The sequence below is a fragment of the Caloramator proteoclasticus DSM 10124 genome, from assembly GCF_900129265.1.
GTDB classification, from domain to species: Bacteria; Bacillota; Clostridia; order Clostridiales; family Caloramatoraceae; genus Thermobrachium; species Thermobrachium proteoclasticum.
In genome coordinates this window covers 1-17083 of sequence record NZ_FQVG01000054.1, presented here as the reverse complement: position 1 = coordinate 17083, position 17083 = coordinate 1, and the positions used below count along the sequence as shown (strand labels likewise).

The following is a 17083-nucleotide window of genomic DNA, read 5'->3' as shown; positions in this document are numbered from 1 at the left end:
TAACAAAGAATTCATAAACTGCTTTAACAGTAGTTCCTTTAATTGCAAGCTTCGCTTTTATTTCATCAAAATACTTGTCCAATTTACTTGTTTTATTTTTAGTTTTTGGTTTTCCCTCATACCCTTCAAAATATTTCTTTACAGTTCTTCTATCCATCCCATATTCTCTTGCAAGTTCTGAAAAATTAGGCTTTAGTTCCATAGCTTTTAATATATTTAATTGAGCTATTATATTCATCATATTTGGTATCCCTCCCATTAAGAAGGATACCAAATACTTGTACAATTTTGTACATTTTTATTTTCCACTTTTCGTACATTTTGATTTTATCATTTACAGGCATTATGAGTTTGTATTGGATAAAATGATGCTTAAAAATAATTTGGTCTCTTGGCGAGTTGGTGAAGATTATAAATATACATCATCTGCTTCGATAGATGATTTAAGAATTATAAGAGCACTTTTAATAGGGTATAGTGTTTTTGGGGACAAGGAGTACTTCAATCTTGCTAAAAGGATTATAGCCTCTGTTAAAAAATATGAATGTAGGAATGGCTTTTTAGTAGACTATTATGATGGATATACAAAGTCAGGTACTATTACTTTATCCTATATAGATTTGTATACAATAAATCTTATTAGCAATTACGAACTAAGTTTTAAAAGCATATACGAAAACTCAAGATGGGTTTTAGAAAATGGAAAGATAGAGGGTACCCCCTTTTTTAGAAATAAATATAATTTGAGAACAAAACAATATTCAGGTGAGTATAAGGTTGATATGCTTCAAAATGCAATAGTAGTTGAACACTTGGCAGAGGACAACATTTTTTATATGGATTTTATTAAGTTTATTAAAAGTGAAATAGAAAAAAAGGGTGCAGTCTATTCAGAGTATTACATAAGAGATTTAAAGCCAGCCTCAAGGATAGAATCCACAGCAATTTATGCGACTTTAGCAAGGGTTGCTTTATACTATAGGGATGTTGATTTATATAATATGCTAATAAACAGGATGTTAAAACTTCAATGTAAAAATAGACTATCTCCCATATACGGTGCATTTGGTAATGAAGCAAATCTATATGCCCACTCCTTTGATAATTTAAATGCACTTTTAGCCTTAAGGATGGGGGGATGCTATATTGTTAAAGAAGATAATAATTAGTTTATTAGCAATAATATGCTTTATGATTGGAAGAGCCTGTGCAGAGGATAAAAGGGATAGGGTGCTTATAATATACGATACAAGATATAAATTTGGTTATGACAATGATGAGGTTTTAGCCTTTAAACTTGCATTAGGACATTTTGATGTTGATGTTTTTGAGGTTTCAGAGAAATATTATCAAGAGGGATATTTGGAGCATTTTGATTGTGTTTTTGTTTTGGGGTTAGATGAAGAGGAACTTTCAAGTAGGGTTTTAGAGGACTTGATGAGGTATAAGGGAACTACAGTTTTAATTGGGACAGGCTTTAAGGAGGTTCTTCTAAGGGAGCAGTTTGGTAAAAATATATTTTTAGGAAAAAACTATAATGCAGTCGATGTATATTATAGGGATTTGGGGTTTTCTTTTAATAGAAAATTTGGTGTTTCGGATAACAATTTTGTTGATTTCTATGACGTAAAAAATGGACAAGTGATTAGCTATTTTACAGATGGTAAAAAACAAATACCATATATATTTAAATACAACAACAGGTGGATTGTTACAAGATATGATTCAGAGGGAACAACCTTTTATATACTTTGTGACGTTCTTCACGATGTTTTAAAAAAAGAACATAGGCAGGAAAAAAGGGTTTTTGTAAGGATAGAGGATGTGCACGCTAAAGTTGATGTTAAAAAATTGAGGAGTATAGGAGACTATCTAAAGGCTGAAGGAATACCCTATATGATAGCCCTAATTCCTGCTTATAAGGAAAATGGAAGGATATATAGGATATCCGATAATAGGGAGCTTGTAGAGACACTAAGATATATGCAACAAAATGGAGCTAGTATAGTTCTTCACGGATATACTCATCAAATAAGGGATGAAAAAACTGGGGAAGGTTATGAGTTTTGGGATATTAAAAATAATAGGGCACCATCGGATGATATGGATAAGTATATGGAGGATAGGGTATATAAGGCACTTTTAGAATGTTTAAAATGTGGACTTTATCCTCTTGCCTTTGAGGCACCCCACTATGCAATAAATAGAGATGGATATGAGTTCTTAAAGAGGCACTTTTCAACTTATGTAGGTCATATACAAACATCAGAACATTCCTTTTGTACAACATCCTACCCTTTTAGAATAAATGATATTGAGTTTATAAATAGGCTTATACCTGAAAACTTAGGCTATGTCTATTCAGACAACATAAATGAAATATTAAAAAATATAGATAGAACTTCCGTAGTTAGAGACTATTTTGGAGGCTTTTATTTTCATACGTTTGTGGATATTGACTATCTAAAGAAAATAATATGTGAGTTAAGGGACAGGGGATACACTTTTTATGACCTAAAACAAGAGGAAAATTATATAAAATTAAAGGACGTTTGTATAAAAAGTAGAGATGGGAAAATAGATTGGGACTATCATAAGAGGATAGATATAAAATTAAATTTTTATGATATACAAAGGTCTCTTCTTTCTGTATTTATCCTATTATTAACAGGAATGGTAGTAATATTAATTCATTCCATTTATCTAAGGAGGGAGAGGGGATGGTGATTTATGATAATTTGTTCCTGTTCTCCCTTTATTCTATATGGGCAATGCTCATCATAGGAGGAATACTGACCTATTTTGGCTATCTATATTATATTGAATCAAGTAAGACAACTTTTTTATTAGAGGAGTTGCCTTTTGTATCTATTTTAGTCCCAGCCCATAATGAGGAGAAGGTAATTGAAGAGACTGTAAGGAGTATAATGGATTTTAACTATCCTATATATAGGTTTGAACTTATAGTAGTTGACGATTTATCAACAGATAATACAGGGTATATTTTAGAAGGATTAAAGGAGGAGTATAAAGGGAGGCTTAGGATTGTAAAAACAGATTTTAAGACAGGGGGAAAGGGAAAGGCAAATGCCCTAAACATTGGGCTTAAATATGCAAAGGGTGAGTTTATTGCAGTATATGATGCGGATAATAGACCAGATAGACAAGCACTATACAATCTTGTTTGCGAACTTAAAAAGGACAGAAACTTAGGTGCTGTTATAGGTAAGTTTAGGACAATAAATAAAAACAAAAATCTATTAACAAGGTTTATAAATATAGAGGGGCTTAGTTTTCAATGGATGGCACAGGGAGGAAGATGGAGACTTTTTAACTTATGTACAATACCAGGAACCAATTTTTTAGTAAGGAAGGATATACTTGATAAAGTTGGTGGATGGGATGATAAGGCAATTGCAGAGGATACAGAGGTTAGCATAAGAATATACAGAATGGGATATAGAATTAAATTTGTTCCACAGGCAGTAACCTTTGAACAGGAACCAGAAAACTTAAGAGTTTGGTTTAAGCAGAGGAAAAGGTGGGTTAAGGGAAATGTATATGTTGTATTTAAATATTTATTTGATAGAAGTTTGATAAAAAGTAGTGCCTTTATAGATGTTATTTACTTTACATTAGTTTATTTTGTTTTTCTACTATCAACATTAATCTCTGACTGTGTTTTTATTCTTGGTTGTTTTACTAATTTAAGGGTTGGTATTTATGGAAACTTGGTTTTGATTTGGTTTTTATCATATATTATGTTCATACTTGAAGTTGCTATTTCTCTATCCCTCGAGAAGGAGGAATTTACTATTAAAAATATTGCATTGATATTTTTAATGTATTTTACCTATTGCAAGCTTTGGGGTATTGTTTCTACAATGGGTGTTTATTCCTACTTAAAGGATAGGGTTTTAAAAAGGGAACACAGGTGGTATAAGACAGAAAGATTTTAGGGGGGATAAGATGAAGAGGATACTTAAGATTTTTATTATACTTTTTTTAGTTTTTTCTCAAACTATATATGCTGAGAATATAGGAATAAAAAACTATAAATTAAACAACAATGTAGAACTTAGAGGTATTAGAAGTTATTATGATTTTAATTTTTATGTTGATGAAAATTGGTTTTTAAAGGATGAAAGCTATGTATATTTAAATATAAATATAAGTGAAGCAATAAAATATAAAAATTCTATGCTAACTGTATATTTAAATGGTTCTCCTGTTGGAAGTGTTGAGATTTATGGTAAAAAAAATATACAAACAGCCTTCTTTTTAAAAAGGGAAAAAATAAAAGTAGGTTTTAATTCTCTTAAAATTTCTGCCTTTAAAATGATAGATGATGAAGATTACTACGAAGATACAAACATAGGAAATTGGATTGAAATTCAAGATGATAGCTATGTTCATATTGAATATGAAGAGAATATGGAAAATATGAGGCTAAGTAATTTCCCTTATCCCTTTTTAAAAAGGGGAAATAATGATGGTTTTAACACAGTTATTTTAACAGGGGAAGACTTAGATTCATATCTTGCACTTTTTTATCTATCAGCAGTATTTGGAAGATATGATGCATACTCTAATTTAAGTTTAAGGGTAGAGCATATTAAGGATTTTAGTGTGGATGATGTGGATAAAAATATAATCGTTATATCTCCCTACTTTGAATTAGACGAAAATTTTAAGAAGTACATAGACAGTGAAGATAGAAGCAAAATATCAAATAATGCTTTAGTTAAGCTTATAAAATCTCCCTATAATGTGGATAGGTATGTTTTAATAATAACTTCCTTCGACAGTAAAAAACTTATATTTGCAGCTAAGGCGTTAGGCGATATAGATTTTTTAAAGGGAGTATATGATGATACATTTTATGTAGGTGAATATAAACAAAAAAATAGAAAGATATATCAGGATAGAGTGACTTTAAAGGATTTAGGTTATAAAGATATAGTTTTAAACGGCATAGATAATGAGGTTGATTTTTTTATAGAAATACCAAAGGATAGGAGTTTGAAGGAGGAGGCTTTTGCCCAATTTAATTTAAGGTATTCAAAACTAATAGATTTTGAAAAATCGTCCCTTTGTATTTATGTAAATGATATTCCATATTTAGATAAGGCTTTATCTTTAGAAAAAAGTAGAGGGGATAGTATAAGACTGAGTTTAAAGGATGTAGTACAAAGTGGAAGCGTCAAACTCAAGCTGAAGTTTAATCTTGTTGCTAAAGATAAAAGAAATACAACATACCTTGCCAACAATTTATTTGCTGTTATTTTGAAGGATTCTATCATATACAAACCAACAAAGATAGAAAAAAGAAGAGACCTCTTGTTTTATCCTGCCCCCCTTATTGAGGATGGAGAGTTTAATGACTTAAATGTTGTTATTCCAAGCAGTTTAGATGGTGAAGATTTAAGTAATTTGTCAAATATATTTGCATTTTTAGGACACAGCATTAAAGGATTAGAGGGATTAAGTGTTAGCTTGTTTGTTGATAAATCAAAAAACAATTTAATTTATGGATTGAACTTAAAGGAACTACAGGATAATTTGTATGTTGCAAAAAAGGATAGAAGGTATAAGGCAAAAGAGAATATTGTACTAAATGAAGGGGATGGAGTAATTGAGCTTATATATGGAGTTTATGCTAAAGATAAATTTATTTTAACCCTAAATGCTGTTAAGAGAGAAGGAATTAAGAATATATCAAAGTATCTCAGCGATTTTGATTTGGTTGAAAGATTAAGGGGAAATGTCTGTGTAATAAATTCTATGGGAACAGTAAAAACTTACTATATCGAAAATGAAAAAAGTATTTATAAAAATATATTTTCTGCCTATGTATGCCTTGGTATGGCTATTATTGTATTTATTGTTTTAATTTATACAAATAAATGTAAAGAATAAATATAATTTTTTAAATGTTTATTGTATTTTAAATAGGTTAATGATACAATAAACATATGATTATAAATTAAGCAAAAGTTTAGGTGATTATATGACAAATAGAGAAAGAGAAATACTTGAACTTATAAAGAAAAACCCCTTTATAACCCAAGAGGAGATAGCTTCAAAGCTTAATATAGCAAGGGCATCGGTTGCTGTTCATATAACAAACCTGATGAAAAAGGGATATATTTTAGGAAAAGGTTATATTATAAACCTTGATGAGTATGTTTTGGTTATTGGAGGGGCAAATGTAGATATACAGGGCTTTCCAAAGGAAAAACTAAGGTACAAAGATTCGAATATAGGTATTTTAAATATGTCCTTAGGTGGTGTTGGAAGAAACATAGCAGAAAACCTTGCAAGGCTTAATGTAAATGTAAAGCTTATAACTGCTATTGGCGATGATATGTATGGCAGAAAAATACTTGAGCATTCTAAAAATATAGGTATAGATATGAGCCACAGCCTAATTGTCTCTGATGAGAATACTTCAACATATCTTTCTATATTAGATGAAGATGGAGATATGGCAGTTGCACTTTCTTGTATGGATATATGCGACAGGATAGGTGTAGATTTTATAAAATCAAAGAAGAAGATAATAGAGGGTTCAAGAGTATGTGTTGTGGATACAAACATACCTAAAGAAACACTTGAAGTTATAGCAGAACTTGAGGATGTTGTTTTGTTTTTAGATACAGTATCTACAAAAAAGGCACAGAAGGTAAAGGATTTCATAGGAAAGTTTCATACAATAAAACCAAACAGATACGAGGCTGAAATTTTAACAGGAATTTATGTTGATAATGTGGATAAAGCAAAAAAGGCCTGTGAGGTTTTTTTGAATAAGGGAGTAGAGAGGGTATTTTTAAGTCTTGGTGAGGATGGAGTAGTATGCGGAGATAGTCAAGGAATATTTAAAATAGATATGCCGAAGGTTTGTGTTGTAAATGCAACAGGTGCTGGAGATGCCTTCTTGGCAGGACTTGTTTTCAGCTATATAAACGATTATTCAATGGAGGCTTCAGCAAAATTTGCAATGGCAGCAGCAGCAATTGCTCTATCTTCAAAGGATACTATTTCAAACAAAATGACTATACAAAATGTAAATACAAAGGCAAAGGAGATGGGATTATGTTAAAGGATTATTTAGTAATTTCACAGGAGGTTAAAGAGGCGCTTGAAAATGGGAAGCCTGTTGTGGCACTTGAATCTACAATAATATCACACGGTATGCCATATCCACAAAATGTTGAAACTGCACTTAAGGTTGAAGAGATAGTTAGACAAAATGGGGCAGTTCCCGCAACTATTGCAATAATAGGTGGAAAGCTAAAGGCGGGTTTAACTCGTGATGAAATAGAATACCTTGGTAAAAAGGGAAGAGAGATAGTAAAGGTAAGTAGACGCGATATTCCATATATAGTTGCAAAGGGAATTGATGGTGCAACAACTGTTGCTTCAACAATGATTATAGCATCCCTTGCAGGAATTCGTGTTTTTGCAACAGGAGGAATAGGTGGAGTTCACAGAGGAGCACAGGAGACCTTTGATATTTCAGCAGACCTTCAAGAGCTTGCAAACACAAATGTTGCAGTTGTTTGTGCGGGTGCAAAGTCAATACTTGATTTAGGATTAACTTTAGAATACCTTGAAACCTTTGGTGTTCCAGTTGTAGGATATAAGACAGAGGAGCTTCCAGCCTTCTATACAAGAAAGAGTGGATTTAAGGTTGACTATAGATTAGATACTCCAGAGGAAATTGCAAAGATGTTAAAGGTAAAATGGGAACTTAACCTAAAAGGTGGTGCAGTTATTGCAAATCCAATACCAGAGGAATATGAAATGGATTATGACACAATAAATAGGGCAATAGAGGATGCACTAAAGGAAGCAGAGGAGAAGGGAATAAAGGGAAAGGAATCAACTCCATTTTTACTCTCAAAGGTTAAGGATATCACAGGTGGAAAGAGCCTTGAGTCTAATATTCAACTGGTATTTAACAACGCAAAGCTTGCGGCACAGATTGCAAAAAATTTATAAAAAGGCTTGACAAACAATTAACTTTATTGCAAAATATAACTTAAATAAAAATTGAATATGCGTTGACCATGATAGAGGCGCGGTGTCTAAGAGTACTATATCTGAGGCAAGCACGATGAGGGTATAGGAAAGGAGCCACCGCCGAAGCGTAGGGCTGATGCTTTAAGGCTCTATAGCTGGGGCTGCATAGAATATATGCAGAACTGTCACAAACGCATAGTTTGTGGAGAGCTATCATGCAAGGGCAGGGTACGTATTTTTGTACCTTTGGTGTCTTTTGCTTTGATGGACTCTCCTCCGAAAAATTATTAAATTAAAGGAGGAGTTTTTTTATGCCAGGATTTTTAACACTTTTACCACCACTTGTCGCTATTTTATTAGCATTCAGAACCAAAAATGTTCTTTTATCCCTGTTTGTAGGGGTACTTACAGGTACATTTCTTTTAAGTTTAACTTCCCACGGTTTTATTTTAAGTTTCTTCTATGCGTTTTTAGGATTAGTAGATAAGATACTTGCATCCCTATCAGATACTTGGAATGCAGGAGTAATACTTCAATGTCTTGCTATAGGAGGCCTTATTGCAGTTGTATCTAAAATGGGTGGTGCAAAGGCAATAGCAGAATCACTATCAAAGAGGGCAAAGTCTGCAAAGAGTGCACAGCTTATAACTTGGCTTCTTGGAATACTTGTTTTCTTTGATGACTATGCAAATTCTTTAATTGTAGGGCCAATAATGAGACCAGTTGCTGATAAGATGAAGATATCAAGGGAAAAGTTGTCATTTATAATAGACGCTACAGCAGCACCGATTGCAGGAATTGCACTTATATCCACTTGGGTTGGATATGAGATAAGCTTAATAAAGGATGGATATGCTCAAATTGGACAAGATGTAAATGCCTATGGAATGTTTGTTTCAACAATACCTTATAGATTCTACAACATATTCATACTTATATTCATAGTTCTAACAGCAGTTTTAGCACGTGAATTTGGTCCAATGCTTGAGGCAGAGAGAAGAGCAAGGATACTTGGAAAGGTGATTGCAGATGATGCAAAGCCAATGGTATCAAATGAGGCTTCAAACATTGAACCAAAGGAAGGAATTAAATTAAGTATATGGAACGCAATAGTTCCAATAGGTGCATTAATTGTATTTGCATTTTTAGGATTTTACTACAGTGGATATACAAGCATAATGGCGGGAGAAGATAAGGAGTTAATTGAGGCTATAAAAAATGCACCACTATCCTTTAACTCAATAAGAGAAATATTTGGTGCATCAGATGCCAGCGTTGTACTTTTCCAATCAGCCCTTTTAGCAAGTATAATAGCAATTATAATGGCTGTATCACAAAGGATAATGACAGTAGGAGAGGCAATTGATACTTGGCTTGAGGGAGTAAAGTCACTTGTAATTACTGGTGCAATACTACTTCTTGCTTGGTCACTATCTGGAACAATTAAGGAACTTGGTACTGCAAAATATTTAGCAGGGGTTCTATCAGGAACGCTACCAAAGTTTTTACTTCCAAGTTTAATATTTGTTTTAGGTTCAGTTATATCCTTTGCAACAGGTACATCCTATGGAACAATGGGAATACTAATGCCTCTTGTTATTCCACTTGCACACTCAATGTCACCTGATGCAAACTTTATGACAATGAGCATAGGTGCTGTTTTAACAGGTGCAATCTTTGGTGACCACTGTTCACCTATATCAGATACAACAATTTTATCCTCAATGGGTTCAATGTGTGACCACTTACACCACGTTAAGACACAGCTATACTATTCTATTGTAGTAGGTGTTGTAACAGTTGTATGCGGTTACTTACCCGTTGCAATAGGTATACCAGTTGTAGTTTCACTTCTACTTGGGGTATTTGCTTGCTTTATGCTGGTAAGATTTGTTGGAAAACCTGTTGAAGAGATAGAAATAGAGGCTGAAGTTGGTTTAGAAGAATAGGTTTAAAAGTAAACATAAGGTAATGGATATCTTATCAGGCTGTTGAAAAAGTTATATATTGATTAGCCCCATGAAGGATTTCTTAGGCATCCGTTCATTTCGCTAATCAATTCTAAGCTTTTCTTTGTTTGAAAAAGTCCTACCCTCGCGATGCCATCGTCCTGATGGCCGCTCGGCTCGGCACGTCCTGTGCCGAATTACGAACTTTTTCAAAGTCGAAAAGCTAAGAATTGCTAAAGCTTATGAAATATGCTAATTTGAAATCCTTTCATGGGGCTTTTTCAGATTTTTGCTAACAATTAAGTTTGTCAACAATATCATAAGGTAATGGATACCTTATGTTTACTTTTTATTTTTATATATATTATAATATATATAGGAATAATTTGGCGGTGATATAAATAATTAAGTTAATTTTTGATAAAAAACTATCACTATTTGAGAAAGTGTAATATAATATATTGTGGGAAAAAATAAATATGTTGTTAGGTGAGGCTCCTACAAAGAAAAATGCTACTGCCCAGAAAAATCGAGAGATTCCAATGGGTTAACAGAAATAATCGTGAAGGTTATTTCTAATGTAGCTGACGCAGAGTCTACGCTTTGTAGTGCTAAAGCTCAACAATAAAGAAATGTATATTTCTCTACTGTTGAGTAGAGATTTTTTTTGCGTGTGTGGCAGCCATATCACATATAACTTATTAGGAAGAGGTGCAAGAAGGGAGTGATGAATATGGATTCTGGTAGTTCTGTTCCTGAGCATAAAAACTTAATAAAAAAGAGCCATATTCATCACTTTGGATATTGGCTCTTCTAAAAGGAGGGGTCAGAATGAATGAAAGAATTTTAGAGCTACTGAAAAATAAAAATTATAAGGAATTAAGAAATGAACTAATTGAGTTAAACGAAGTAAATATAGCTGATATAATAGAAGAAGTTGATACAAGTGAGGCGGTTATATTATTTAGACTTCTTCCAAAGGATATGGCTGTTGATGTATTCTCATATCTTTCAAATGAACAGCAGATGAATATAATAAATTCAATTACAGATAAAGAAATAGAGCATATAATGAATGAGTTGTACTTTGACGATATGATTGACTTTATAGAAGAGATGCCTGCCTATGTAGTAAAAAAGATTTTAAAGAATACAAAGGAAGATGAAAGAGCGCTAATTAATCAGTTTTTAAACTATCCTGATAACTCTGCTGGAAGTCTTATGACTATAGAGTATGTTGATTTAAGAAAGGATATGACAGTAGCAGAGGCAATAAAGCACATAAAAGAGACAGGAATTGAGAAGGAGACTATATATACCTGTTACGTTATAGATGGCAGTAGGAAGCTTGAGGGTATAATATCCCTAAGAAAGCTTGTGACTTGTGATGAAGACAAAAAAATAGAAGATATTATGAATACAGATGTTATATATGTTCATACCCACGATGACCAAGAGATGGTAGCAAGCCTATTTAAAAAGTACGACCTTATAGCAATTCCAGTTTTAGATAAAGAGGAAAGATTGGTTGGAATTATAACAATTGACGATATTGTAGACGTTATTGAGCAGGAAAACACAGAGGATTTTCAAAAGATGGCAGGTATGGAGCCAACGGATATTGAATATCTTGATGCAAGTGTATTTACCCTTGCTAAAAATAGAATAGCGTGGCTTTTAATTCTTATGATTTCAGCAACCTTTACAGGGAGAATAATTCAAAGATATGAGGAGGTTCTTCAATCAGTTGCAATCTTAGCAGCCTTTATACCAATGCTTATGGATACAGGAGGAAATGCAGGTTCTCAATCCTCAACGCTTGTGATAAGAGGACTTGCACTTGAGGAGATTAAAACAAAGGACTTCTTTAAAGTTGTATTTAAGGAATTTAAGGTATCATTTATAGTTGGTATTGTACTTTCTATAGTTAACTTTTTAAGAATTTATTTTATAGAAAAGATTAACTTTAAGGTTTCACTTACTGTAACAATAACATTATTCATCACAATTATGCTTGCTAAAATTGTAGGAGGAGTTCTTCCCATAATTGCAAGAAAGTTTAAACTTGATCCAGCGATTATGGCAAGCCCTCTTATTACAACAATAGTAGATGCAGTTGCATTAATAGTATATTTTACTTGTGCAACTATTATATTAGGTATATAAATAAAGCCCCATTAATGGGGCTCAGATAATTGACAAATCTATTTGTTAGCTAAATTATGAAAAAGCCCCATGAAAGGATTTTATTTGGCTCTTTCATGAGCTTTAGCAATTCTTAGGTTTTCGACTTTGGAAAAGTCCGTAATTCGTCACAGGACGTGCCGAGCCGGGCGGCCATCAGGACGATGGCATCGCGAGGGTAGGACTTTTTCAAACAAAGAAAAGCTTAGAATTGATTAGCGAAATGAACGAATGCCAAGAAATCCTTCATGGGGCTTAAATATTAATCTCCAAAGCTTATTCCTATTGAACGTGCAACTTGAACAAGTTCGCTATTTGGATCAACATTTTTGGTTTTACCAATTACATTTTCAAGAGAGTCATATGTAATAGTATCACCCTTTAGACACACCATATTTCCAAACTTCTCTTGATGTATAAGTTCAACTGCTGCAACTCCATATCTTGTTGAAAGTATTCTATCAAATGTTGAAGTATTTCCTCCCCTTTGAATATGTCCAAGTACAGTACATCTTATTTCATTGCTCTTTATTAGTTTCTCTAAATCGCTTGCAAGCTTATTTCCAATACCTCCAAGTCTTACTGGATCTGGGCTGTCTTCTACTATTTTGCTGATTACTACACTACCATCCTTTGGCTTTGCTCCCTCTGCAATAACTATAATGCTAAAGGGCTTTCCTTGTGCCTTTCTCTGTTCAACCTTTTCAACCACCTTTTCAATGCTGTAGGGTATTTCTGGTATTAAAATAACATCTGCAGAACCAGCAATACCAGAATATAGAGCAATCCAACCTGCATTTCTACCCATTACCTCAAGAATCATTATTCTGTGGTGTGATTCTGCTGTTGTATGAAGTCTATCAAGTGCGTCTGTTGCGACATCAATAGCCGAATAGAAACCAAAGGTTAAATCTGTTGAATATAGGTCATTGTCTATTGTTTTTGGTATACCAATAACCTTAACTCCCTTTCTTGCAAAGTCGCGTGCACTTGTTAGTGTTCCATCTCCTCCTATTACAACAAGCACATCTACATTTTCCTTTTTTAGATTTTCAACTGCAACGTCTGAAACATCCTTCTTTACTATCTTACCATTTTCTTCAACAGCATAATCAAACAAGTTGTCCTTATTTGAACTATAAAGAATGGTTCCACCCTTATGTAGTATTCCTGAAACAGTATCTAATGTTAATGGAATAAAATCATTTTTATAAAGTCCCCTATAACCATATTTATACCCAATAACCTCATAACCATACTTTAAAATAGCTGTTCTTGTTACTGCGCGAATTACAGCGTTAAGACCAGGACAATCCCCACCGCCTGTTAAAATAGCTATTTTCTTTGTTGCCATATAAACCCCTCCAATTTAATTAATTAAATAAAGACCCTATTAATTAAATTATAGTATCAAATAAAGGTTAAAATAAATAATATTCAGAATATTAAAAAGTTATTTTTATTTAACAAAAAAAGTATTTTTGAATATAAACATACAAAGCTTCACCTAATTCCCTGAATATATAAGTGCTATTTGGTTAAATTAATAGTAACAGAACAAAACAGGAGGTGAAAAGAATGAATACAACAGGTAAAAATCAAAAGGTTGTACCAGAAGCAAAGAAAGCACTTAACCAATTCAAATATGAAGTAGCTAATGAGGTAGGTGTTAAGGTTCCAGATGGAGGTTACTGGGGAAATATGACTTCTAAGGAATGTGGAACAGTAGGTGGCTACATGGTTAAGAAGATGGTTGAGGCTTACGAGAGAAATCTTGCTGGTAAGTAATAACCTAAAAAACAAACAAAAAAAGGGAGTATCTTCGGATGCTCCCTTTTTTATAGAAAAATTAACTACAGAAGTTGCTGCCTTTTAAAAGTAGGAGTCAATCATTATTACATATTAAATATTAGTTTGTGAAGATATTTTTATGTAAAACTTGTATATACAAAGTTTTATAAGGAATATTTTCTTTATTTAAGTTAAAAAATATTATGTTATTTTTTATAAGTACAACTATTTATAAAGTGAATATATTATATAAGGGGGGATTAGTAATGAAAATATGCATAGATGCAGGTCACGGTGGGTCAGATACTGGTGCTGTAGGGCCAAACTATTTAAGGGAAAAGGATGTTAATTTAAATGTAGCCCTATTTTTAGGAGACATATTAAAGTTAAATGGAATAGAAGTTGTTTATACAAGAACAACCGATACAAGGCTTGGAAACAATAGTAATGAAAGCTTATCAAGAAGAGTAAAAATTGCAAATGAAAGTGGGGCAGATTATTTTATAAGCATACATTGTAATGCTGCAGATAATAGAAGTGCAAATGGTACTGAAGTATATATTTATGATGAAAAAAGTAAGGCTAAAGATATGGCTGAAAAAATTTTAAATCTAATTGCAACAACAATGGGATTTAGAAACAGAGGAGTAAAAACAGCAAACTTTTATGTTTTAAAATATACTAAAATGCCTGCTTGTTTGGTTGAAATGGCATTTATTAGTAATCCTAATGAAGAGAAAATACTTGCAGATGAAAAAAACCAAAGGAAAATAGCCCTGTGCATTGCAAAGGGTATCGGTGAAGCTGTAGGAATTAATATAATTGAATATAAGAAGGGAAGAGTAAATGCTAAGGAAGGATTAAATGTAAGAAAAGGTCCATCTACAAAATTTCCTATTGTGAGAGTTTTAAAATATAAAGAAGAGATAAAGATTTATTCAGTTGAGGATGGATGGTATAGGATAGATGATGGATGGGTTTATGCACAATATGTAGATTTAATATAGAAGGTGGCAAAATTGCCACCTTTATACTGCTTCAATTGTGAAGGAGATTGTTCTTTCCTTTGGCTTATCAGAGTATTTTTCCCTTAAGAACTTTTCTGCAACCTGAGGGAAAAGTAGGTAGGATAAAACATCTTCATCCGTTTTTGCAAATTCCTTTATTTCTTCCTTTGTCTTTTCAAATACAGGTTCAAGCGTATCTGCAAATCTTATTGTTAGCGGTTTTTCATCACCTAAAACTTTTTTTATTAATTCTTCGTTTATTGTACCTGGTGCCTTTCCATATTCACCCTTTATATATGCCTTAACTTCCTTTAAAACTATCTTATACCTTTCTCCTTGAAGAACATTAAGGGCAGCCTGTGTTCCTACCATTTGACTCATTGGAGTAACAAGTGGTGGATAACCTAAATCTTCACGCACTCTTGGTACTTCTGATAGAACTTCATCAAGCTTATGAAGTGCCCTTTGTTCTTTAAGCTGTGATATAAGGTTTGATAGCATTCCTCCAGGTACCTGATAAACAAGTGCATCAGTATCAGTTCCAAGTACAAAAGGGTTTAGCTGTCCTGATTCTACATATTTATCTTTAACCTTTTTAAAGTGGTCATTTATTTCCTTTAATGTTTTTTCATTAAGTCCTGTTTCATATCCGAGATCCTTTAAAGCATAGTGGATTGATTCGGTTGCAGGCTGGCTTGTTCCACCAGAAAAGGAGCTAATTGCAGTATCTATACAGTCAACACCAGCCTCAACAGCCTTAAGGTAAGTCATTGGTGCAAGGCCTGTTGTGCTGTGGGTATGAAGTACAATAGGTAGGTTAACAGTCCTTTTAAGAGCAGATACAAGCTCATAGGCATCCTTTGGACCCATTATTCCTGCCATATCCTTAATACATATAGAATGAACCCCCATTGCTTCTAATTCCTTTGCAAGTTTTATGTAGTTTTCTGTATTATGAATTGGGCTTATAGTGTATGCTATTGTTCCCTGTGCGTGTCCACCTTGTTTTATTACTTCATCTACACAAACCTCGATGTTTCTAAAATCATTAAGTGCGTCGAATATTCTTATTATATCTATACCATTATATATTGCCCTTTTAACAAATTCTCTAACAACGTCATCTGGATAGTGTTTATATCCTAAAAGATTTTGTCCACGAAGAAGCATTTGTAGCTTTGTATTTTTGACTCTCTTTCTTATATTTCTTAGTCTTTCCCAAGGGTCTTCATTTAGGAATCTAAGACAAGAATCAAAAGTTGCACCACCCCAAGCCTCTAAAGAATAATATCCTGCAGAATCTAATAGTTCAAGTGCAGCCTCAAATTCTTTATAAGAAAGTCTTGTTGCAATTAAAGATTGATTGGCATCCCTAAGTATTGTTTCGGTTATGTTAACTCGCACATTCCCCACTCCTTTTTATATGATATATATATTATACAATAAATTATCTATAATATCAAAAAAATGAAGGATAAATTTCATAATTAATGAAATAAATTTAGTAATTAAAATATTTTGGATATATTGAAAAAATATACAAAAATGTGTATACTTAAAATAACAACAAAATAAATTCTTTTAAAGAGGCCGACTCTTTAAAAAAAAGGGGTTGAGTCGGTATGAAGAACTTGCGGATAAAAATTGATAAACTAAAGGAGTTGTTGGAGAGGAAACTAAAAGAAAATGACTATGCAACAAATGAAGAAATAGTAAAAATAAGCCAAGAATTAGATGAGTATATAGTAATATATCAGAAAAAATATCAAAATAAAAAGGTAGTATAGGGGATGATAGTGTCAAGATATTGTAGGTTAATTTTTATAGACAACCCCTTAAATTAGCTAGTTTCAAGGCGTTTGTTAAATTTAAAAAACTTAAATTATATTTTCATATTTTATTGATTTTAATATCCTGTAAATTGGCGTTACTTTCCCTATGTTCAATATCGTTATATTATTCATAACTTCGCGTGAAGATTTATTTATCTTCCTTATCGCTTCTTTTATTTTCTTCTTACTTACCTTGAAGGCTTTTTCATCTTCCTTAAACACACTTATTTCCCTTAAATTTCCTCCATTCTTGCTGAATACCCTTAGCTTCGCCATTATCTTTAATCCTTCCTTG

The 17083-nt window shown here is 32.7% G+C and carries 13 protein-coding genes, 2 pseudogenes and 2 riboswitches; of the genes and pseudogenes, 11 read left to right on the top strand and 4 right to left on the bottom strand.

Going from position 1 to position 17083, the window contains the following annotated elements; translation table 11 throughout:
* Positions 1-241, bottom strand: a pseudogene (locus BUB63_RS10860) (IS21 family transposase); the annotation flags it as partial.
* Positions 242-356: 115 nt separating this feature from the next.
* On the opposite strand from BUB63_RS10860, the gene BUB63_RS10855 reads away from it, so the two are divergent.
* The 8 genes from BUB63_RS10855 (at position 357) to mgtE (ending at position 12140) form a co-directional block, all read left to right on the top strand.
* The gene (locus BUB63_RS10855; RefSeq protein WP_143290274.1) at positions 357-1169 is read left to right on the top strand and encodes a hypothetical protein; all 813 of its coding nucleotides are present in this window, start codon (positions 357-359) and stop codon (positions 1167-1169) included.
* Positions 1147-2727: a polysaccharide deacetylase family protein gene (locus BUB63_RS10850; protein WP_073249740.1), complete on the top strand. Its 1581-nt coding sequence runs from the start codon at positions 1147-1149 to the stop codon at positions 2725-2727. The genes BUB63_RS10855 and BUB63_RS10850 overlap by 23 nt, the downstream gene beginning before the upstream one ends.
* Positions 2721-3959, top strand: coding sequence for a glycosyltransferase family 2 protein (locus tag BUB63_RS10845; RefSeq protein ID WP_073249738.1), 1239 nt, complete (start codon positions 2721-2723; stop codon positions 3957-3959). The genes BUB63_RS10850 and BUB63_RS10845 overlap by 7 nt, the downstream gene beginning before the upstream one ends.
* Before the next feature lie 10 nt (positions 3960-3969).
* Positions 3970-5919: a cellulose biosynthesis cyclic di-GMP-binding regulatory protein BcsB gene (locus tag BUB63_RS10840; RefSeq protein ID WP_073249736.1), complete on the top strand. Its 1950-nt coding sequence runs from the start codon at positions 3970-3972 to the stop codon at positions 5917-5919.
* A 91-nt stretch (positions 5920-6010) separates the two neighbouring features.
* The gene (locus tag BUB63_RS10835) at positions 6011-7102 is read left to right on the top strand and encodes a PfkB family carbohydrate kinase (protein WP_073249734.1); all 1092 of its coding nucleotides are present in this window, start codon (positions 6011-6013) and stop codon (positions 7100-7102) included.
* Complete coding sequence (locus BUB63_RS10830) at positions 7096-8004, top strand: pseudouridine-5'-phosphate glycosidase (protein ID WP_073249732.1); 909 nt, start codon at positions 7096-7098, stop codon at positions 8002-8004. Before BUB63_RS10835 ends, BUB63_RS10830 begins: the two co-directional genes overlap by 7 nt.
* A gap of 64 nt (positions 8005-8068) precedes the next feature.
* Positions 8069-8246: riboswitch (Lysine riboswitch) on the top strand.
* A 90-nt stretch (positions 8247-8336) separates the two neighbouring features.
* The gene (locus BUB63_RS10825; RefSeq protein ID WP_073249730.1) at positions 8337-9974 is read left to right on the top strand and encodes a Na+/H+ antiporter NhaC family protein; all 1638 of its coding nucleotides are present in this window, start codon (positions 8337-8339) and stop codon (positions 9972-9974) included.
* A 474-nt stretch (positions 9975-10448) separates the two neighbouring features.
* Positions 10449-10611, top strand: a riboswitch (M-box (ykoK) riboswitch).
* A 194-nt stretch (positions 10612-10805) separates the two neighbouring features.
* Positions 10806-12140, top strand: coding sequence for a magnesium transporter (gene mgtE, locus BUB63_RS10820; protein ID WP_073249728.1), 1335 nt, complete (start codon positions 10806-10808; stop codon positions 12138-12140).
* 280 nt (positions 12141-12420) lie between these two features.
* Here mgtE and BUB63_RS10815 read toward each other — a convergent pair whose 3' ends face one another.
* The gene (locus BUB63_RS10815; protein ID WP_035166674.1) at positions 12421-13512 is read right to left on the bottom strand and encodes a 6-phosphofructokinase; all 1092 of its coding nucleotides are present in this window, start codon (positions 13510-13512) and stop codon (positions 12421-12423) included.
* 224 nt (positions 13513-13736) lie between these two features.
* Here BUB63_RS10815 and BUB63_RS10810 point away from each other — a divergent pair, with 224 nt between their 5' ends.
* Together BUB63_RS10810 and BUB63_RS10805 are read left to right on the top strand one after the other, a co-directional pair.
* Positions 13737-13946, top strand: coding sequence for an alpha/beta-type small acid-soluble spore protein (locus tag BUB63_RS10810; protein ID WP_027309403.1), 210 nt, complete (start codon positions 13737-13739; stop codon positions 13944-13946).
* Positions 13947-14215: 269 nt separating this feature from the next.
* Positions 14216-14956: an N-acetylmuramoyl-L-alanine amidase gene (locus BUB63_RS10805; RefSeq protein WP_051350734.1), complete on the top strand. Its 741-nt coding sequence runs from the start codon at positions 14216-14218 to the stop codon at positions 14954-14956.
* 21 nt (positions 14957-14977) lie between these two features.
* Here BUB63_RS10805 and BUB63_RS10800 read toward each other — a convergent pair whose 3' ends face one another.
* Positions 14978-16360 (bottom strand): oxaloacetate decarboxylase subunit alpha, encoded by a 1383-nt coding sequence (locus BUB63_RS10800; protein ID WP_073249726.1) that lies wholly within the window; start codon positions 16358-16360, stop codon positions 14978-14980.
* A gap of 218 nt (positions 16361-16578) precedes the next feature.
* Here BUB63_RS10800 and BUB63_RS10795 point away from each other — a divergent pair, with 218 nt between their 5' ends.
* Positions 16579-16743 (top strand): aspartyl-phosphate phosphatase Spo0E family protein, encoded by a 165-nt coding sequence (locus BUB63_RS10795; RefSeq protein ID WP_084106760.1) that lies wholly within the window; start codon positions 16579-16581, stop codon positions 16741-16743.
* 90 nt (positions 16744-16833) lie between these two features.
* On the opposite strand, the pseudogene BUB63_RS10790 reads toward BUB63_RS10795, so the two are convergent.
* Positions 16834-17083 (bottom strand): annotated as a pseudogene (locus BUB63_RS10790) (UPF0236 family protein); the annotation flags it as partial.

Coding starts and splice junctions, on each gene's coding strand:
- BUB63_RS10845 (WP_073249738.1), top strand. CDS start 2,721: ATGGTGATTTATGATAATTTGTTCCTGTTCTCCCTTTATTCTATATGG.
- BUB63_RS10840 (WP_073249736.1), top strand. CDS start 3,970: ATGAAGAGGATACTTAAGATTTTTATTATACTTTTTTTAGTTTTTTCT.
- BUB63_RS10835 (WP_073249734.1), top strand. CDS start 6,011: ATGACAAATAGAGAAAGAGAAATACTTGAACTTATAAAGAAAAACCCC.
- BUB63_RS10830 (WP_073249732.1), top strand. CDS start 7,096: ATGTTAAAGGATTATTTAGTAATTTCACAGGAGGTTAAAGAGGCGCTT.
- BUB63_RS10825 (WP_073249730.1), top strand. CDS start 8,337: ATGCCAGGATTTTTAACACTTTTACCACCACTTGTCGCTATTTTATTA.
- mgtE (WP_073249728.1), top strand. CDS start 10,806: ATGAATGAAAGAATTTTAGAGCTACTGAAAAATAAAAATTATAAGGAA.
- BUB63_RS10815 (WP_035166674.1), bottom strand. CDS start 13,512: ATGGCAACAAAGAAAATAGCTATTTTAACAGGCGGTGGGGATTGTCCT.
- BUB63_RS10810 (WP_027309403.1), top strand. CDS start 13,737: ATGAATACAACAGGTAAAAATCAAAAGGTTGTACCAGAAGCAAAGAAA.
- BUB63_RS10805 (WP_051350734.1), top strand. CDS start 14,216: ATGAAAATATGCATAGATGCAGGTCACGGTGGGTCAGATACTGGTGCT.
- BUB63_RS10795 (WP_084106760.1), top strand. CDS start 16,579: ATGAAGAACTTGCGGATAAAAATTGATAAACTAAAGGAGTTGTTGGAG.